Consider the following 15,776-nt stretch of genomic DNA (forward strand, 5'->3'; position numbering starts at 1 on the left):
CAGGCTGTGGGGCTAGAGCTTGTTGTACTGAATCGACTCTTGCAGCAGCGCCTTACCCATCACATAGAACTGATCCTGAGTCTCTTCGCTGATGTACCACTTCTCAAGGTTCGGGTTGTCTGAAAGGACAGCCAGCTGCAAGCCCTGCATCTGCAGGCGTTTCACATGGAACGTCTTGCCGTACACAAAGGCGTAAATGCCATCAGTCTTGAACTCTCGCACCGACACATCAAAGAAAAGCCGATCGCCGGACGTGATAGTCGGGTACATGCTATCGCCATTAACGGTCATCACCTTGATGTCTTTTGCGTGACGGTTGCCGAATAGAAGCTTTGCGTGCTCGTTTGTGAACTCGATAGCGTTCAGCACCTCTACAGCCTCTGAAAGCATGTAGGCTCCTGGCCCAGCGCTAACGGTCAAGTCGAGAACCTCCACGCGAAAGGAATCATGATCATGCAATGGTGAATACACCAACGGCTGATCACCGTCCCCTCTCATCTCACCTACACCGGAAGCCAGCCATTCCGGGCGAACCCCCAAGAACGCGGCTATTTGAACTGCTTTTTTGCTAGCCAAAGTTTTCCCCGAGACCATCTTCTGAACTGCTGGCTGGGATATCCCAACAGCTTCAGCGACCTGCCCCTGAGAAACTCCAGCAAGCTGCATTGCAGCATTTAAACGATCAGAGAATGTTTTCATAAATTCAATCTATAACCACGGTTATGCATTATCAAATAACAATAGTTATGGACATTAATCATAACCTGAGTTATCTTTAAACTTATCCAATAACCATAAGAGGCAAACTCATGAATATAGTTATTCAGCGAGCCTTGAAGATTGTGGGTAGCCAAAAGCGTTTAGCTGATGAATGCGGTGTTAGTCAGCCCGCCGTTCATAAATGGCTAAAAGGCGGCATGGTTTCTCCTGAAAAAGTATCAGCAATCGTTGCCGCTACTGGCGGACAAATCAAGGCATACGAGATTCGACCAGATTTACCAACGCTTTTCCCTAACCCAGAAAAAGCAGCATAAGCAACACCGCTCTTTAACATCCTGCCCTCCCTCGGAACACCAGGGAACCAATTTAACTGACGATGCTACGGCTTCGTCACGTAACTCATTAACCATGGGAATTATTACGCATGGAACACGCACAAACACGCACTCAAGCGCGGAAAATTGAATCCGCGCTGCTTAACAAAATCGCAATAAAGGGTAGCTCTGAAATCGCATCTGCCATCGGCGTTGACCGTTCGCAGATATCGCGCTGGAAAGAAACCTGGCTGCCGAAGCTTTCAATGCTTCTTGCGGTGCTGGAGTGGGGAGTGGTTGACGATGATATGGCGCGTTTAGCCAATCAGGTTGCAGTTCTGCTCACAAAGAAAAAGCCACCAACTGCTGGAACAGGTGATGGCTCTCAAATTCGTATGGATTTTTAACTGGATCAACATACAGGAGTAATTATGAGTTCTCTCTCACTGCATTACAAGTCGAAAGACAAAAACGGCACCGGCACCACTGTTAAGAAGACCTTCCTCGTTCCGCTGAATGAAATCTACGTTGAGCCCGGATTTAACGTCCGTGAAATCGACCAGGTTCACGCTGAAGAATTCCGCGACGCATTTATTGAAGGTGAATACGTACCGCCGCTGGCTGTCCAGGTAACTGAGCAGGGCGTGAAAATCATCGACGGCCACCACCGTTATCACGGCGCTTTACTGGCAACCGAGGCTGGCCACGAAATCCCGCGCCTTGAGTGTAAGGACTTCGTCGGCTCCGATGCAGATCGCATTGCATTTATGGTGACCAGCAGCCAAGGGAAACCATTAACCCCACTGGAACGCGCAGCGGCCTATCAGCGCCTGAGTAATCAGGGATGGGAGGCGTCCGAGATAGCCCGGAAAGTTAAGCGCTCTGTTGCAGATGTAGAGCATCACCTGCAGCTGCTCACCTGCGGCGACACCCTGATCGAGATGGTCCGCTCCGGCGAGGTATCGGCAACTACCGCCGTTGCTTTGTCGCGTGAGCATGGCCCTCAGGCATCAACGATAGCCGCCGAGAAGATGACCGAAGCTAAAGCGGCCGGCAAGAAGAAGCTGACCAGGAATGCTGCATTGCCACAACTTAGCGCCAGCAAGGCTCGTCGCCTGGCTGAATTATTGGCCGACGCTCAGTTAGGTGAAGCTGAAAATGGCAATCCGATTATGTACATCGACAGCAGCGCAGAAAATGAGATCGCATCCATCCTGGCGGAGCAGAAGCAATTGATGAGAGAAAGCGGATGGGAGGATTCATGAATACAGCGGAGTTAATCAGATTCCCGGGCCCCGAACCGGGGCAACAGGAGCGCAGAGTGGCAGACACAGACGATGGCTACACCCGTCTGGCAAACGAGCTACTGGAAGAGCTTATAGGGGCTAACCTGACTCGAAATCAGGCCAAGGTAGCCTTTGCAGTTTGCCGGAAAACTTACGGCTTCAACAAGAAAACGGATCGTATTGCTGATAGCCAGATAGGCCAGTTAACGAGGCTGCCAAGGCAGAAGGTTAACAAGGCTAAAAACGAGCTTATCGCCATGAAAGTTCTGATAAAAGATGGACTGGCAATTGGGCCAAACAAAAACCTCTCAGAGTGGGAAATACCGGAGTGTCACCAGGATGGTGTCACTGTCACCAAAATGGTGACAAAAAGTGTCACCAAAACAGTGACAGGGTTGTCACCAAAACAGGGACACACAAAAGACACTATTACAAAAGACAAGAAAGACAATATTACCCCTATAGTCCCCACGGGGGACGTGAGCGGTGAAATTGAGCATTCCCAATCTGATGAGCAGTCCAAACAAACCGCTGAGCAAACCGATCCTGTTAGAGCGGTGTTTTCTCACTGGCAGTCTGAGCATAACCATCCAACTGCGAAGCTTGATGATAAGCGACGCAAGCGGATTAAGTCGAGGCTTGAGCAAGGGTTCACTGTTGAGGAGCTCTGCAAAGCAATTACCGGCGCCAAGTGCGACACCTGGCTAATGGGCAAAAACCCTTCAAACAAAGTCTATGATGGCATAGACACACTGCTGAGAGATGCTGCACAGGTTGAGAAGCTGAGAGACCTGGCAGACAACCACCACGCCCGCGCAATTGCCTCAGGGCAGTACACCGCAACGACCGCCAGAAACCTGGACAACCTCCAGCGCTGGGCTGGCTCATCCGACACAGGAGCACCATTCTGATGAACGAAACTGAGAAGCCTAAGTTCGCTCAGTCGATGGCGGCTATCGGCGAGATATACGGCAAAGAGATATCCGAAGTCATGATCGGGATTTATTGGAATGCACTCAAGCCCTACCCAGTTGAGGATGTCAGCAGGGCGTTTCAGGGCCATACCCGAGATACTGACAACGGGCAATTCTTCCCTAAACCCGCCGACCTGCTGCGCCACATCGAGGGCAACAAAGATGGGCGATCACTTCTTGCCTGGACGAAATGTTACAAGGCTGTATGTAGCTACGGACGCAGGAATAGCGTTGTTTTCGATGACCCGATAATCCACGCAATTATTTCCGATATGGGTGGCTGGATTGAATTTGCTGGCATGAGCGAAGAAGAGACACCTTACCGCGCCAAAGAATTTGAAAAACGCTACCGGGCATACCTACTTACCGGTGTGAGCAAATGCGAGTCGATTCTTATCGGAATGGACGATGCTCAAAATATCCGCTCTGGTTTTCAGGAAGCGCCACAGCCATTCCTGCTGGGCGATAAGAGCAAGGCGAAGCAAATCCGCAATGGTATGTTCCTGATTGAAAATAAGGGGGCCGCATGATCATCCAATCATCCCAGCCAGAAACCACTCTGCCATATCGCGTATGGATGGCTATCAAAAATAACCCGCAGTGCCGACTGCATAGTGTGGCCAGGTTGCTGGGTATGGAGCCTAAAGCTGTCTCGTCGGTGTTCTCTAAGCTGTGGCAGACCGGCAAGATTCTCCGCACCGGAGACCGCAGCAATTACCTCTACACGGTAGCGCCTGACGCCACGCACCCGGCTAAATACGGTCGCGGGCCATACAAAACCTCCGACAAGTGCGGAAGCGTGTGCAGGCTGAAGTTCGTCAAATCGACAGCCGGCAACACGATATTTGACGAGTGCCGCCAGAACTGGAGCGGATATCAGATTAACAAGATGCTTGAAGGAGTGAGAGCGTGACCTCTTACATCTCAGAGATAGCATTCGGGCTGCTGACCATCATCGCAGCCTTTTTTATTTGTGCAGCAGGGATAACCGTTAAAGGAGAATGGGATGAAGCAAACGCTAATGATTCGTGACGAACGGATCAGACAGAACGCAATAAACATCATCCAGTCCCTACAGACCGACAAAGACCGACCCGTAACAATCCGCATTTCCGACTACAAACGCAACCTCGACCAAAATGCCAAGTTTCACGCAATGCTGGGTGATATCGCCGCGCAGGTTCAGTGGTGCGGCAAGAAGCTGAAGCCTGAGCAATGGAAGGTATTGCTCATCAGCGGCCACGCCGTAGCGACAAAGCAGGAGGCTGAGGTGCTGCCAGGCATTGAGGGCGAATACGTGAACATTCGGGAAAGCAGCGCGGAAATGAGCATCAAGCGCATGGCTAGCCTGATTGAGTACACGACAGCCTGGGCGGTCGGTCAGGGAGTGAGGTTTACCGAAGGGCGATACTGATGCAGAAATCATGGTTTAGACACCACGACCTCACCACCGAAGAAGCAGACCAACTAATCCACCGTTACACCCTCCGCAACGTTCAAGCCGAAAAGACACTCAGCGCAGACCCCAGGTATTGGGTTGTGCTCGCCTTGCTGCCTGAGGGAAGGACAGAGCCTAGAGTTAGCCATCAATTCCAAAACAAGATATGGAGCTAAGCATGACCGACTATTCACAGATGAGTGATTTTGAAATCAATAAGGCAGTGGCAGATATCGTTATGAATGGAACGTGGCACGTAACACCATCGCATCCAGATAACAAAACTGGCGGCTGGCTATACGGTTCTAATGGCATTCAAACTTACCCACTGCCTGACTATTGCAACTCATGGGCTGATGCCGGACCGATTATCGAGAAGAACGGCATCGGGATTTATTTCATAGGCGAAGGCCATCATCGCGGAAAGTGGGGCTCTGATGCTCCAGGCGGGAGGCCATATGTTTACGGCGACAGCTTGCTAAGAAACGCAATGATTGTCTTCCTCATGATGCAGGACTCTTCCAATGCTAACCCCATCTGAAACCACATCATGCGAACGCAACAGCAACACAGCAGCAGGCCTATGTGCTGGTTGTGCAAGGGTGCTTGCTGATGACGAAGTTCATGTGTGCGATGAGTGCGACAAGAATCTAAGTATGGAGGGCGGAAATGACAGTCATCACCCATCCCGGAAGGAGGATTAACGAGTTAATTGAAGCTAACTACAATCTGAGGCGCGAGCTGGTAGTAACGCGGCAGAGGCTATCATCAGTGCAGCATCTTTATGATTTGGCTCAGAAAGAGCTATCCCTCAAAAGCTACGACATTACCGCAATTCCACCCATCCCCATGACAAAACAGGTTCTCGAATGGATAACCGAATACGGCGTTCCGTGGGAGGCTTTGTATTGTCCAGATTGCAGAAGTTGGTTCGTAGAGCTGGATAACTTGTTTCCTTACCACCTTGAATGCTGCGTATGCAAATGCGAACAAAAGGAGCTAACAAATGGCTAATCTCCGCAAAGAAGCGCGTGGCCGTGAATGCATGGTTCGCATCCCCGGCGTCTGTAATGGCAACAGCGAAACGGTAATTCTTGCTCACCTACGGATGGCTGGCTTAACCGGTGTAGGCATGAAAGCGGATGACCTTTTCGGCGCTTGGTGCTGCTCTGCTTGCCATGATGCAATAGACCGACGCAACCGTACCGTTGATGCTGAATATGCTCACACGTTGCATCTGGAGGGCATTATACGCACCCAGGCGGCACTGATATCGGAGGGTAAATTGAAAGCATGAATAACTATCATCTTAAGCTACCGTGGCCGCCCAGCGTAAACACATACTGGCGACGACAAGGCAGCAGGTACTACATCAGCAAGAAAGGCCAGCAATACCGCAAAGATGTACATCAGCAAATCAAATCTCTCAATCTCGACATCCTCACAAAATCCCGACTCCGCATAAAAGTCATCGCCGCAGTGCCAGACTCCCGGCGTAGAGACCTCGACAACATTTTGAAGTCATTACTCGATTCTCTAGTCCATGCAGGCTTTGCAGAGGACGACGAGCAATTCGATGACATTCGCGTGATTCGTGCAGAAAAAGTGAAGGGTGGATGTGTGGAGATAACCATCACAGAACTGGAGGCAGCATGTGCAGCGTAACCAACATAGCTCTGGCTCAACAGAGACAGAAAGACAGAGAGATGCTTCAGACTTTAGACGAAGCGTTGAAGTGCAGCGATGAAACCCGCCAGCGTCTGGAGTCTATGCGTCGTGAGGTGATTAATCGGCTGGGTGATAACAAGCCTGACCCGGAGGTCGCATGATACGACCAGCTCACAACCGCGAAGCAATAAACATCATCTCCCAGCACTCAGCATTCCCACCATTCCGATTTAAGCGCCGCTCTCTTCTGGCGCGGGAATGCAATGCGTTGATTCAGGCAGACAGATATATGGCTAAGGCCGATAAGGGCAGAGCATGAGACGAGTAGACGCTATTTATCACCTTCCATCCATCACCGACGAATCCCACCTCCGCAGAACCTGGAAGTACACCAAGAAGACCATCACCAAAAAGCAACAGGCATGGGTTCACTACATGCTGGCGGTATGGGGACGGGTTAATCGCGGTGATGATTCTCCGGCTGGAGCAGTAAACGTGATCGGAAGGCTGATGATTCGGAGTCAGTGGAGCCAGGATAAGTCAGACCAGATTTGCAGGGTGGTAACCATGCTACATGATGAAGAAGGACTGCGCGGGGAGGAGCTGTACCGCAGGGCTCGCGACCTGGTAATACCTCAATCCTCGATAAGCAACATCATCGCTCTCGCCAAAGAATTAGATGATGCCGCTTTCGTGGAAAGGGTGCTCTGCAAAACCATTAACCGTGATAGCCCGGTTCGCGATGTAGCCATTAAACAATACTGCGAGCGCAAATGCCCGCAAGACATTGCCAGGCTAATTAACTACCACACAGGCCTGGATGTTCAGGCTGCTCGTCGGCGAGTCGTGTGGTGCTTAAACATCCTGGATGCAGAAATGTTTTATGCATTGAAACGTGAATTGGAGAATGAGTTTTCACAAATAGCAGCTTAAATAGGGATATTTTCCTAAAAGGGTTGCAATCGCGAAATGAAAGTGTATATTTTCAGGTATGCTCGGGAGCAATAGCGAAAGAGCGAGGTGATGAATAGCAAGATGACAACGCTCATGAATCTGGGACATCAAAAGCCCAAAAGCTGAATTGTGTGGCGACAGCCAAAACGCAACTTTAGCCATCACCAATCATTAAAAGCCACTGGTTAACGCCGGTGGCTTTTTGTTTTTATTTTTTAGAAAAAAGACCTATTACTCCACATGCTGCTGCTGCCACAGTAAGTCCAGCTGCCCAATGATTTTCGCTATCAACTAACACAGGGATTTTTGTGCTTGTTGACAGAAACCACATTAAAGCAGCGGCCAAGCCAAACAATGCGGCTAAAACATACATAACCTTGCCCATAAGACATTCCTTTTCATTCAGTTTTAAATCCAACTCGGGATGTTATTAACAAAGTTGTTTAATAAAAACCTCCCAAAATCGGTAGCTTTTTGTTTTGCGTTCATCCCAAATCCCGGAGCAACCCTCATCCCTCTGTAGCGCATAGCGGTAACGGGGTGAGCGCAAACCAAAAACACTAAGCGCAATGCGCATTCACTTTTCCCTTCAATAACACACAGCACAGCCCGTAAGCGGGAGGTGAGAGATGTATCGCATGGACAAACTATCAACTGGCATTGCCTACGGTACTTCAGGAGGAGGTGCTGTCTTTTGGTTTAACAGGCTACTGGATAGCCATTCCCCGGAGCAGTGGGCGGCCATAGGCGTAATAGGCAGCTTGTTCTTTGGGCTTCTTACCTGGTTAACCAGTCTCTATTTCAAAATCAAAGAAGACAGGCGCAAAGCTGCGCGAGGCGAATAAGCATGAATCCAGCACTGAGAAAATCACTACTCGGCATGTCAGGTGCTGGCGCAATAGCAATAGCCGGTACGATGCTGAACGATCTGGAAGGCGTTCGCTATACGCCGTATTACGACGTCGCCGGGATACTCACCGTTTGCTACGGCCATACGGGTGCCGACATTATCAAGAGCAAAACGTACTCACAGGCCGAATGCAAAGCGATGCTCGATAAAGACCTGCAGCCATTCGCACGCTCCGTCGAACGCTCCGTGAAGGTGCCGACTAGCGAATATCAGAAAGCGGCGCTCATCAGTTTCAGCTACAACGTTGGGGTGGCAGCATTCGAGCGTTCTTCACTTCTACTCCAACTCAACGCTGGGAATTATCAGGCTGCGTGTGATGGCCTGCGACAGTGGACTTATGCCGGTGGCAAGCAGTGGAAAGGGCTCATGAATCGGCGTGAGGTGGAGCGCGAGGTTTGCAACTGGAGCCAGAAATGAACCGCGCAACGATAATTAGCTGTGCTGTAGTGGCTGCAATCCTGTTTAGCCTCTGTTGGGCAGTCGATCACTACCGCTCAAACGCTCTTGCATACAAAGAGCAGAGAGACGCAGCAAAAACGAAGTTGAGCCAAGCTACCGCGACAATCAACTATATGCAGACTCGGCAGCGCGATGTTGCAGCGCTCGATACGAAATACACTCAGGAGCTGGCAGATGCAAAACAGACTATTGAGCAGCTGCAGCACGATGTTGCTGCTGGTGATAAGCGGCTGCACCTCAACGCTACCTGTAAGCCAGTGCGTACCGCCGCCAGCGCCCCCGGCGTGGATGATGCAACCGGCCCCGGACTTACTGACTCCGCTGAACGGGATTATTTCCGTCTCCGGGAGCGAATCGAAACCAGCAACAAGCAAATAACAGGGCTACAGGAATATATCCGGCAGCAGTGTGCGAACCAGGCAGCATCAATCAAGGCATTACTTAATCACTAAGGAATCTACATATGAGATATAAATTTTTTCTTTTGGCTATCCTGTGCACCAATCTGGCAGGCTGCACGACACTTTATTACCGCTAACTATTATGAGAAAGCTAATACCTGCTGTTGTGCTGCTACTCAGTGGCTGCATAAATGTCTATGGGCCAGTAAAGCCAGGCGCTCAGGGAGACTCTACTCAAACAAAAGCTCCGGGTATGGATGATGCGGCATCGATCGTTAAAATTGGTAACCGTAAACCGCAAGAACTTTTCAATGCAGTAACAGCTTACTATCAGCAAAAAAGGCTTAACCCGTCGGTGCAGGACAACACCACCGGTATAGTAGCGGCTGTTAGTAGTGATGAGGGAGTAGTAAGTACCTATCTGGACTGTTCCGCGCTTCCGCAAACACAAAATATACAGGAGCAATCAAGAATTGTGACCCAGATATGGAGTGCAGGAGAAGGTAGCAATGTGAGCGTGGTTGTTACAGGAGTTGTGGGTTTAGTCACTTCGGATGGAAACGATAAGGTCAAGCCCGTTGAGTGTAAAAGCACGGGTTTGTTTGAAAAGGATTTGCTTGAAATCTTACGAAAGTGAATTTTTTTGCTTTCTTTTAAAAAAAACTCTCAGGAGCAGGAAATCCTTCTATTCCTGAGAGGATGCAAACAGCATCATCGTTACAAAGTCGCGCTACTGTACGGGGTTTCCTGAACTAATCAACTTGTTTTTAAAGTTTTTAGGAATAAATAAATTATTTTTGAAATGTCCTATCTAAAGTGAAATTACCTTCTAAGCTTGGTTAGCGGTTTCCGCGTATTGCTCTCTTATGCCTTGTTTTAGACCGCTCTGTCCGAGCGGTTTTTTTTTCGATGCTGTTTATGATTTGAAATGCTCTTTAGTCTTGAGGCAAAGGTGGCATATCTTCGTTAACAAATCGAAACCCGTTTAGTTGGACAAATTATTTACTCGTGAACGAGTGATATTAATCCTGGTTGGAGCAAGCAAAGAGCTAAAAAACAGCAATAAGTATTCCGATCCGGTTTCAGCTTGACTTGAATAACTGGAGTTTTTTGGTCTGTATTTAGAAAAAATAAGCGGGAGGTGACATCACTTATCCCGCTGAAGATTAAGATTTTACTCATCCATTTACCGTAAAAACTCCTGCGAGACTTTAGTGAGAATTTGAGATAAGTCAAATTAAATGTGACCTGCATCACATTAATGAGCGATTAGTGTCAGCCGTTAGTGCTGCGTGACAGTATCCGGACTTACTGATGTCGTTAAACGGGATTATTTCACTCTCCGACAGCGAATCGAAACAGTGACCGGTCAGGTTAACTACCTGCAGGACTACATCAGGCAGCAATGCGTGATCTAGTTTTGTTTATGAAAGGGTGGGGGGGTTGATTAGTTGCCCTAAAGTCCAAACATATCTTCCAGTATGTTGTAAAAAAAGAAGGTAAATGTATGGATGTAAAAATGAATGACGTTGCTGTGTGGGTGCTGAATTATAAGTATTCGGCACCAGGATTAGAAAATTGCGTAGGAATGCATTTTCTTGCAGCTGTGGAGAACGAAACTGTCGAGCAGCTACAAGATCGAATGTATGCTGAAGTAGAAGCAAGCTGTAATGAAAAGCACGGAAGCTTCATCATGAAATCCGGGAGCATTTCTCCGTACCGGATGAAAAGTTCTTAACGATCTTTGGCTGTTTTATCATCATTCCAAAGGCCACCTTCGGGTGGCTTATTTATTTCCATAACCACAGCGTCACCCCGTCGCAGTCTCTCCATCTCAACGAAGACCATGCCGCCATAGCGGGCTCCTTACATGCGAGTGGATGGAGTTAATCAGTAACGGGTTACACCGGGTTTCCGCACAAGCGGGTTATCCCTCATTAGCAGTCAACCTGAACTGCGGTGGATGAATCAGGGTAATTATAAAGTTCTGCAAAGGTCATCAGAATGGTGGCCTTGACAGAGTTTTATGTAAGTTTCTAATGGCGTTGGTATCAAATGGATCGGGGAAGTATCAACACGAACCAGATGATTGTTCTAAATAACTACTGCTGACCACAGACTGTTGTGTCAGTGTGGAAAACTCCACCTATATTTTCTGTGCCATTCAACTCCATGTAGCGCATCGCCAAGGTGAAAATATCATTCACTGAATAGTCCTTACCAGGCTTAGCTCCTACAAGTAAGTAGGCATCCTCTATATTGGCTGCGTAACATGCGAGCGCATCAGAAAGTAAGGTTGCATCATATGAACTGTGACGCTTAATTAATCTTTCCATTTAAAATCCCTCTTAGGTATGCACATGGCACTCACCGACAAACAAGAAATGTTCTGTCGCGAGTACCTCATCGATTTAAACGCCACACAGGCGGCTATTCGGGCGGGGTACAGCGAAAAAACCGCCCGCGCGTTAGGTTGCGAAAACTTAACGAAACCTGACATCCAGTCCAGAATTGCCGAACTAAAAGCGAAGCGCAACGAGGAATTGTCTATTAATGCTGCGTATGTCCTTCATCGTCTTGTTGAGATAGACCAAATGGACGTGCTGGACATCCTCATGTCAACCGGTGAACTAAAGCCAATTGCTGACTGGCCGAAGGTCTGGCGCACAACGCTATCAGGTATGGATGTAATGGAGATGGCATCAGAAGGTAGCACGGCAGCTTTGCTGAAGAAGATTAAGTGGCCGGATAAAGTTAAGAACCTTGAGCTGCTAGGCAAGCACGTTTCTGTTCAGGCGTTTAAAGAGCAAGCTGCTCATGAACACACTGGCAAGAATGGCGGTCCGATTGAAGTAGCCGCGCTTACCAAAGATGAATACAAGGCTGCTCGCCGGGAGATGCTGGAGGATGACGACTGTTGAGCAGCGTAACTATGCGCGAAAGATAGAGTGCGAAGAGGACGGACTCTACTTCTCCCGATACTTCTTCAAGCAGCGCACTGGCGGCAAGATGATTGTTGCATCTCACCATAAGGTGATACAGCAGACATTAGATCGCGTTATCGACGGCGAAATTAAGCGACTGGTAATCAACGTTCCGCCAGGCTACACAAAAACAGAGCTGGCGACCATTAACATGATGGGTCGAGGGTTGTCACTAAACAACCGCGCTCGCTTCATGCACCTGTCGTACTCGCACAACCTGGCGCTGCTGAATTCCTCTACCGCACGCAGCATGATTAAGTCACAGGCTTATCAGTCTATGTGGCCTATGACTCTTCGCGATGACGCTGACAGCAAGGCTATGTGGTGGAATGACTTTGGCGGCGGCGTCTACGCCTCATCAGCAGCTGGTCAGGTGACTGGCTTTCGTGCCGGTCATATGGAGTCTGGCTGGCAAGGCGCATTGATTATAGATGACCCGGTAAAGCCTGATGACGCATACAGCGAAACAGTCCGGGACGGCGTTAATAACCGCTTCAACGAAACAATCAAATCACGACTGGCGATAGAGACAACGCCGATAATTGTGATTATGCAGCGCATTCACTATCACGACCTGAGCGGCTATTTGCTGCGAGGCGGCAGCGGTGAAATGTGGCATCACCTGAACCTACCGGTGCTTGTCGATAACAGCCAGGCGTACACCGCACAGTACCCGGAAAACACTCACGCCATACCTATAGACCACGGCTTGCCTGATGGCTGGTTGTGGCCTTTCAAGCATAACGAATCGCACCGCACCGCACTCTTCTCTCACCGTCGTACTGCTGAAGCGCAGTACATGCAGAAGCCACGCAGATTTAACGCTGAGGGCGCTCTGTGGAATGAGCAGATGATCAGCTCCGCTCATGAGCTGCAAATCAGGCATGACAAGGTTCGTACTGTGGTGGCAATTGACCCCCAGGCAACTAACAGTGACGAGAGCGATGAGACAGGCATTGCAGTAGCCAGCGCTTACGGCGCGGGTGATAAGAAACAATTCTCAGTCGATGCTGACTACAGCGGCAAATACTCTCCTGCGGGATGGGCTAAGAAAGCCATGTTCGCTCATGAGGAACATGATGCTGACGCGATAGTTATCGAAACTAACCAGGGCGGCGACATGGCAGAGGAGACTCTCCGCAACGCTGGGTTCAAAGGCCGCATAATCCGAGTTCACGCCAGCAAGGGTAAATACGCTCGTGCTGAGCCAATATCTGCCCTGTACGAACAAGGCAGAGTGGCTCACAACGGCAACCTGTACACGCTGGAGAATCAGTTGATGGAATACGTGCCAACAACTGCCAAGAAGTCACCAGACAGGCTTGACGCGATGGTTTACGCGCTTACTGAATTGGGCGGCTCTCAACCGGTCGGCATGATGATTCCTAAACGCCTGCAAGGCAGATAAACCCTACCAAACGGACACAGCATGAACCAAAACCTACAACTCGCAGTGAATCACGCCATCAGTGATGCACGGCTCGCTCGTGCCCGTGAGATGCTGCTAACCCCATCAACGGGGCTTGATGCCAAACGCGCATCAGCATGGTGCGAATACGGCTTCAAAGACGAATTAACATTCAATGACCTGTACAAGCTATATCGTCGCGGCGGCATCGCTCACGGTGCTGTAGAGAAGCTTATAGGTAACTGCTGGAAGTCTAATCCGCAGGTGATTGAGGGTGACAACCAGGACGACGCGAAGAAAGAAACAGCATGGGAGCGGAAGTTAAAGCCGGTGCTGAGCCACCGATTCTGGCGAGTATTCGCAGAGGCTGACCGCCGCCGTTTGGTAGGTCGCTATGCTGGCTTGCTGCTGCACATCAAGGACGGAAAGCAGTGGAAAGATGAGGCGGTAAAAGGTCGTGGCCTGGAGAAGATTACAGCCGCATGGGCTGGTGCTCTCACGGTTTCAGAGTGGGACACTAGCGAGAATTCCGCTACCTACGGACAGCCTAAGCAATGGCAGTACACCGAACAGTTACCGAATGGCTCAACTCGCCGTGTGTTCATCCACCCAAGCCGGGTATTCATCCTGGGCGATTACACCTCTGATGCTATCGGCTTCCTTGAGCCAGCCTACAACGCCTTTGTCAGCCTGGAGAAGGTTGAGGGTGGTTCCGGTGAGTCATTCCTGAAGAACGCAGCGCGGCAGCTGAACATCAACTTCGAGAAGGATATCGACTTCAATAACCTCGCCTCAATGTATGGAGTGCCGGTCGATGAGCTTCAGGCCAGATTCGACGAGGTAGCCGTTGAGGTTAACCGGGGCAACGACACCACCCTGACAACTCAAGGCGCAAGCGTTACACCTCTGGTTACATCCGTTGCTGACCCGCAGCCGACCTACAACGTCAACCTACAGACCGCCGCCGCCGCACTCGACATCCCGACCAAAATCATGGTTGGCATGCAGACCGGTGAGCGAGCCAGTATGGAAGATCAGCGATATTTCAACGCCCGCTGCCAGTCTCGACGCGAAGACTTGTCGCTGGAGATTGGCGACTTTGTGCAGAAGCTCATCGGCCTGAAGGTTATAGACGATGTTTCGGAAAGCGCCGTTATCTGGGATGACCTGAACGCGCAGACCGACACAGAGAAACTGGATGCCGCATACAAGATGGCGCAAATCAACAGCACCATGCAGGGGGCGGGTGAGCAGCCATTCACTGGCGATGAGATTCGAACCGCTGCCGGTTACGAAGGTTCGCCAGCGCCATTAGGTGAGGAAGATGACGACGAGGAAGAAGAAACCTAAACCGGCGATTCTACCCGGTAACCTTGCCGACCCGACAGGGGTAGATAGGCTGGAGCGCGGAGCGATGAATGAATTCGCGAAGCGAGTAAAGAAATCCAGTCAGGCATACATCGACGCACTAAACCGCATCCCCGCATCTCCCGCAGTAAACAAGAAATACACCTTCCAGTTAGACCAGGGGCTCTTAACGATGCTTCTCAGTAACGCCCAGTCGTTAGTTGAGCAAATCATGCTCCAGGGCGGTGAGTTCAATCTCTGGTTCTTTGATGGCTACGTTAAGCCGTCATATCAGCGCGGCACGGCTCAGGAGTTTGCCAATCTGTATCAGCAGTCCGATGTGTATGCAGCCGGACAGAACAGCATCGCAGACATTCTGCTGAGTGATGTTTATCAGCGCCGCCTGGTGCTGCTTAGGGCTCGTGAGTTCGAAGAGATGAAAGGGCTATCTGCCGGAATCGTCGCTGATATGTCCCGCATCCTGACCAATGGCATTGCCCGTGGGTTGCCGCCGTCAGAAGTGGCTAAGTCACTAACTCAGCAAGTAGGCATCGAGAAGCGCCGCGCAAACCGGGTGGCTCGCACCGAGATAACCAATGCGCTCCGGCAGGCAAGAATGGATGAAGCGGATCAGGCCGAAGATGAATTCGGGCTGAAGACAAAGCAGCTTCACATTTCAGCACTAAGCCCTACAACCCGACACAGCCATGCAGTCCGTCACGCAAAACTATTCACTGCAGACGAGCAGCGAGAATGGTGGTCGCAGGATGGCAACTCAATCAACTGCAAATGCTCCACGGTTTCGGTGCTGGTCGATGATGACGGCAAGCCGATATCTGACACGCCAATTAAACGCGCCAAAGAGGCATTCGAAAACATATCAGCCCGTGGCTACCAGTGGGCTAAGGGTTAA

Annotated in this window: 25 protein-coding genes and 1 pseudogene; 23 read left to right on the forward strand and 3 right to left on the reverse strand. The window is 50.1% G+C overall.

What is annotated here, in order from left to right; all coding sequences use genetic code 11:
* Nucleotides 1–12: 12 nt before the first annotated feature.
* A complete protein-coding gene (locus WFK85_RS05910; RefSeq protein ID WP_336707625.1) occupies nucleotides 13–699 on the reverse strand; it encodes an XRE family transcriptional regulator in 687 nt (228 codons plus the stop codon).
* A 110-nt stretch (nucleotides 700–809) separates the two neighbouring features.
* Between WFK85_RS05910 and WFK85_RS05915 the strand changes: the two genes are divergently transcribed.
* The 13 genes from WFK85_RS05915 (at nucleotide 810) to WFK85_RS05975 (ending at nucleotide 7,333) form a co-directional block, all read left to right on the forward strand.
* A complete protein-coding gene (locus WFK85_RS05915) occupies nucleotides 810–1,034 on the forward strand; it encodes a transcriptional regulator (protein ID WP_336707626.1) in 225 nt (74 codons plus the stop codon).
* Between the two features lie 110 nt (nucleotides 1,035–1,144).
* Nucleotides 1,145–1,441 carry a CII family transcriptional regulator gene (locus WFK85_RS05920; protein ID WP_336707627.1) on the forward strand — a complete coding sequence of 99 codons (297 nt, stop codon included), beginning with the start codon at nucleotides 1,145–1,147 and terminating at the stop codon, nucleotides 1,439–1,441.
* A gap of 24 nt (nucleotides 1,442–1,465) precedes the next feature.
* On the forward strand, nucleotides 1,466–2,299 hold the full coding sequence (locus WFK85_RS05925; RefSeq protein WP_336707628.1) for a ParB/RepB/Spo0J family partition protein: 834 nt from the start codon (nucleotides 1,466–1,468) through the stop codon (nucleotides 2,297–2,299).
* Nucleotides 2,296–3,231 (forward strand): replication protein, encoded by a 936-nt coding sequence (locus tag WFK85_RS05930; protein ID WP_336707629.1) that lies wholly within the window; start codon nucleotides 2,296–2,298, stop codon nucleotides 3,229–3,231. Before WFK85_RS05925 ends, WFK85_RS05930 begins: the two co-directional genes overlap by 4 nt.
* A complete protein-coding gene (locus tag WFK85_RS05935) occupies nucleotides 3,231–3,824 on the forward strand; it encodes a DUF6475 domain-containing protein (protein WP_166991656.1) in 594 nt (197 codons plus the stop codon). The genes WFK85_RS05930 and WFK85_RS05935 overlap by 1 nt, the downstream gene beginning before the upstream one ends.
* Nucleotides 3,821–4,207: a hypothetical protein gene (locus WFK85_RS05940; protein ID WP_336707630.1), complete on the forward strand. Its 387-nt coding sequence runs from the start codon at nucleotides 3,821–3,823 to the stop codon at nucleotides 4,205–4,207. Before WFK85_RS05935 ends, WFK85_RS05940 begins: the two co-directional genes overlap by 4 nt.
* 93 nt (nucleotides 4,208–4,300) lie before the next feature.
* Nucleotides 4,301–4,708, forward strand: a complete 408-nt coding sequence (locus tag WFK85_RS05945) for a recombination protein NinB (protein WP_336707631.1) — start codon at nucleotides 4,301–4,303, stop codon at nucleotides 4,706–4,708.
* A gap of 202 nt (nucleotides 4,709–4,910) precedes the next feature.
* A complete protein-coding gene (locus WFK85_RS05950; protein ID WP_336707632.1) occupies nucleotides 4,911–5,273 on the forward strand; it encodes a phage protein NinX family protein in 363 nt (120 codons plus the stop codon).
* 128 nt (nucleotides 5,274–5,401) lie between these two features.
* Entirely contained in the window at nucleotides 5,402–5,746 is a 345-nt protein-coding gene (locus WFK85_RS05955; protein ID WP_336707633.1) for a hypothetical protein, read from the forward strand.
* Nucleotides 5,739–6,029 carry a DUF1364 domain-containing protein gene (locus WFK85_RS05960; RefSeq protein WP_126356130.1) on the forward strand — a complete coding sequence of 97 codons (291 nt, stop codon included), beginning with the start codon at nucleotides 5,739–5,741 and terminating at the stop codon, nucleotides 6,027–6,029. The genes WFK85_RS05955 and WFK85_RS05960 overlap by 8 nt, the downstream gene beginning before the upstream one ends.
* Nucleotides 6,026–6,397, forward strand: coding sequence for a RusA family crossover junction endodeoxyribonuclease (locus tag WFK85_RS05965; protein ID WP_336707634.1), 372 nt, complete (start codon nucleotides 6,026–6,028; stop codon nucleotides 6,395–6,397). Before WFK85_RS05960 ends, WFK85_RS05965 begins: the two co-directional genes overlap by 4 nt.
* A 41-nt stretch (nucleotides 6,398–6,438) precedes the next feature.
* Nucleotides 6,439–6,561 (forward strand): hypothetical protein, encoded by a 123-nt coding sequence (locus WFK85_RS05970; RefSeq protein WP_286130853.1) that lies wholly within the window; start codon nucleotides 6,439–6,441, stop codon nucleotides 6,559–6,561.
* 154 nt (nucleotides 6,562–6,715) lie between these two features.
* Nucleotides 6,716–7,333, forward strand: coding sequence for a hypothetical protein (locus WFK85_RS05975; protein ID WP_336707635.1), 618 nt, complete (start codon nucleotides 6,716–6,718; stop codon nucleotides 7,331–7,333).
* Nucleotides 7,334–7,562: 229 nt separating this feature from the next.
* Here WFK85_RS05975 and WFK85_RS05980 read toward each other — a convergent pair whose 3' ends face one another.
* A complete protein-coding gene (locus tag WFK85_RS05980; protein WP_166991681.1) occupies nucleotides 7,563–7,739 on the reverse strand; it encodes a hypothetical protein in 177 nt (58 codons plus the stop codon).
* 244 nt (nucleotides 7,740–7,983) lie between these two features.
* Between WFK85_RS05980 and WFK85_RS05985 the strand changes: the two genes are divergently transcribed.
* From WFK85_RS05985 to WFK85_RS06010, 6 genes and pseudogenes are all read left to right on the forward strand, one after another.
* Entirely contained in the window at nucleotides 7,984–8,199 is a 216-nt protein-coding gene (locus WFK85_RS05985) for a phage holin (protein WP_166991684.1), read from the forward strand.
* Nucleotides 8,200–8,234: 35 nt separating this feature from the next.
* Nucleotides 8,235–8,681 (forward strand): lysozyme, encoded by a 447-nt coding sequence (locus WFK85_RS05990; RefSeq protein WP_286184346.1) that lies wholly within the window; start codon nucleotides 8,235–8,237, stop codon nucleotides 8,679–8,681.
* On the forward strand, nucleotides 8,678–9,175 hold the full coding sequence (locus WFK85_RS05995) for a lysis protein (protein WP_336707637.1): 498 nt from the start codon (nucleotides 8,678–8,680) through the stop codon (nucleotides 9,173–9,175). The genes WFK85_RS05990 and WFK85_RS05995 overlap by 4 nt, the downstream gene beginning before the upstream one ends.
* Before the next feature lie 202 nt (nucleotides 9,176–9,377).
* The gene (locus WFK85_RS06000) at nucleotides 9,378–9,761 is read left to right on the forward strand and encodes a hypothetical protein (protein WP_286180181.1); all 384 of its coding nucleotides are present in this window, start codon (nucleotides 9,378–9,380) and stop codon (nucleotides 9,759–9,761) included.
* 670 nt (nucleotides 9,762–10,431) lie between these two features.
* Nucleotides 10,432–10,542: pseudogene (locus WFK85_RS06005) on the forward strand (lysis system i-spanin subunit Rz); the annotation flags it as partial.
* 101 nt (nucleotides 10,543–10,643) lie between these two features.
* Nucleotides 10,644–10,862, forward strand: coding sequence for a hypothetical protein (locus WFK85_RS06010; protein WP_166991698.1), 219 nt, complete (start codon nucleotides 10,644–10,646; stop codon nucleotides 10,860–10,862).
* Between the two features lie 364 nt (nucleotides 10,863–11,226).
* Here WFK85_RS06010 and WFK85_RS06015 read toward each other — a convergent pair whose 3' ends face one another.
* Nucleotides 11,227–11,460 carry a hypothetical protein gene (locus WFK85_RS06015; protein ID WP_166991701.1) on the reverse strand — a complete coding sequence of 78 codons (234 nt, stop codon included), beginning with the start codon at nucleotides 11,458–11,460 and terminating at the stop codon, nucleotides 11,227–11,229.
* 24 nt (nucleotides 11,461–11,484) lie between these two features.
* On the opposite strand from WFK85_RS06015, the gene WFK85_RS06020 reads away from it, so the two are divergent.
* Genes WFK85_RS06020 through WFK85_RS06035 form a run of 4 tightly spaced genes read left to right on the forward strand, consistent with a single transcriptional unit; the run spans nucleotide 11,485 to nucleotide 15,776 of the window.
* Nucleotides 11,485–12,045 (forward strand): terminase small subunit, encoded by a 561-nt coding sequence (locus tag WFK85_RS06020; protein ID WP_166991704.1) that lies wholly within the window; start codon nucleotides 11,485–11,487, stop codon nucleotides 12,043–12,045.
* Nucleotides 12,032–13,516 carry a phage terminase large subunit family protein gene (locus WFK85_RS06025; RefSeq protein WP_166991707.1) on the forward strand — a complete coding sequence of 495 codons (1,485 nt, stop codon included), beginning with the start codon at nucleotides 12,032–12,034 and terminating at the stop codon, nucleotides 13,514–13,516. Before WFK85_RS06020 ends, WFK85_RS06025 begins: the two co-directional genes overlap by 14 nt.
* A 21-nt stretch (nucleotides 13,517–13,537) precedes the next feature.
* Nucleotides 13,538–14,866 (forward strand): anti-CBASS protein Acb1 family protein, encoded by a 1,329-nt coding sequence (locus WFK85_RS06030; protein WP_166991710.1) that lies wholly within the window; start codon nucleotides 13,538–13,540, stop codon nucleotides 14,864–14,866.
* Nucleotides 14,841–15,776, forward strand: a complete 936-nt coding sequence (locus tag WFK85_RS06035; RefSeq protein ID WP_336707640.1) for a phage head morphogenesis protein — start codon at nucleotides 14,841–14,843, stop codon at nucleotides 15,774–15,776. The genes WFK85_RS06030 and WFK85_RS06035 overlap by 26 nt, the downstream gene beginning before the upstream one ends.

The sequence above is a fragment of the Cedecea sp. VD22 genome (genome assembly GCF_037150195.1).
Classification (GTDB): Bacteria; Pseudomonadota; Gammaproteobacteria; order Enterobacterales; family Enterobacteriaceae; genus Cedecea.

What these genes read in the sequence shown, in the direction of transcription:
- WFK85_RS05945 (WP_336707631.1), top strand. Translation starts at nt 4,301, where the DNA reads ATGAAGCAAACGCTAATGATTCGTGACGAACGGATCAGACAGAACGCA.
- WFK85_RS05935 (WP_166991656.1), top strand. Translation starts at nt 3,231, where the DNA reads ATGAACGAAACTGAGAAGCCTAAGTTCGCTCAGTCGATGGCGGCTATC.
- WFK85_RS06000 (WP_286180181.1), top strand. Translation starts at nt 9,378, where the DNA reads ATGGATGATGCGGCATCGATCGTTAAAATTGGTAACCGTAAACCGCAA.
- WFK85_RS05970 (WP_286130853.1), top strand. Translation starts at nt 6,439, where the DNA reads ATGCTTCAGACTTTAGACGAAGCGTTGAAGTGCAGCGATGAAACCCGC.
- WFK85_RS05950 (WP_336707632.1), top strand. Translation starts at nt 4,911, where the DNA reads ATGACCGACTATTCACAGATGAGTGATTTTGAAATCAATAAGGCAGTG.
- WFK85_RS05910 (WP_336707625.1), bottom strand. Translation starts at nt 699, where the DNA reads ATGAAAACATTCTCTGATCGTTTAAATGCTGCAATGCAGCTTGCTGGA.
- WFK85_RS05985 (WP_166991684.1), top strand. Translation starts at nt 7,984, where the DNA reads ATGTATCGCATGGACAAACTATCAACTGGCATTGCCTACGGTACTTCA.
- WFK85_RS06015 (WP_166991701.1), bottom strand. Translation starts at nt 11,460, where the DNA reads ATGGAAAGATTAATTAAGCGTCACAGTTCATATGATGCAACCTTACTT.
- WFK85_RS06030 (WP_166991710.1), top strand. Translation starts at nt 13,538, where the DNA reads ATGAACCAAAACCTACAACTCGCAGTGAATCACGCCATCAGTGATGCA.
- WFK85_RS05975 (WP_336707635.1), top strand. Translation starts at nt 6,716, where the DNA reads ATGAGACGAGTAGACGCTATTTATCACCTTCCATCCATCACCGACGAA.
- WFK85_RS05925 (WP_336707628.1), top strand. Translation starts at nt 1,466, where the DNA reads ATGAGTTCTCTCTCACTGCATTACAAGTCGAAAGACAAAAACGGCACC.
- WFK85_RS05960 (WP_126356130.1), top strand. Translation starts at nt 5,739, where the DNA reads ATGGCTAATCTCCGCAAAGAAGCGCGTGGCCGTGAATGCATGGTTCGC.
- WFK85_RS05980 (WP_166991681.1), bottom strand. Translation starts at nt 7,739, where the DNA reads ATGGGCAAGGTTATGTATGTTTTAGCCGCATTGTTTGGCTTGGCCGCT.
- WFK85_RS05990 (WP_286184346.1), top strand. Translation starts at nt 8,235, where the DNA reads ATGTCAGGTGCTGGCGCAATAGCAATAGCCGGTACGATGCTGAACGAT.
- WFK85_RS05965 (WP_336707634.1), top strand. Translation starts at nt 6,026, where the DNA reads ATGAATAACTATCATCTTAAGCTACCGTGGCCGCCCAGCGTAAACACA.
- WFK85_RS06035 (WP_336707640.1), top strand. Translation starts at nt 14,841, where the DNA reads ATGACGACGAGGAAGAAGAAACCTAAACCGGCGATTCTACCCGGTAAC.
- WFK85_RS05940 (WP_336707630.1), top strand. Translation starts at nt 3,821, where the DNA reads ATGATCATCCAATCATCCCAGCCAGAAACCACTCTGCCATATCGCGTA.
- WFK85_RS05955 (WP_336707633.1), top strand. Translation starts at nt 5,402, where the DNA reads ATGACAGTCATCACCCATCCCGGAAGGAGGATTAACGAGTTAATTGAA.
- WFK85_RS05995 (WP_336707637.1), top strand. Translation starts at nt 8,678, where the DNA reads ATGAACCGCGCAACGATAATTAGCTGTGCTGTAGTGGCTGCAATCCTG.
- WFK85_RS05920 (WP_336707627.1), top strand. Translation starts at nt 1,145, where the DNA reads ATGGAACACGCACAAACACGCACTCAAGCGCGGAAAATTGAATCCGCG.
- WFK85_RS06025 (WP_166991707.1), top strand. Translation starts at nt 12,032, where the DNA reads ATGACGACTGTTGAGCAGCGTAACTATGCGCGAAAGATAGAGTGCGAA.
- WFK85_RS05930 (WP_336707629.1), top strand. Translation starts at nt 2,296, where the DNA reads ATGAATACAGCGGAGTTAATCAGATTCCCGGGCCCCGAACCGGGGCAA.
- WFK85_RS06020 (WP_166991704.1), top strand. Translation starts at nt 11,485, where the DNA reads ATGGCACTCACCGACAAACAAGAAATGTTCTGTCGCGAGTACCTCATC.
- WFK85_RS06010 (WP_166991698.1), top strand. Translation starts at nt 10,644, where the DNA reads ATGAATGACGTTGCTGTGTGGGTGCTGAATTATAAGTATTCGGCACCA.
- WFK85_RS05915 (WP_336707626.1), top strand. Translation starts at nt 810, where the DNA reads ATGAATATAGTTATTCAGCGAGCCTTGAAGATTGTGGGTAGCCAAAAG.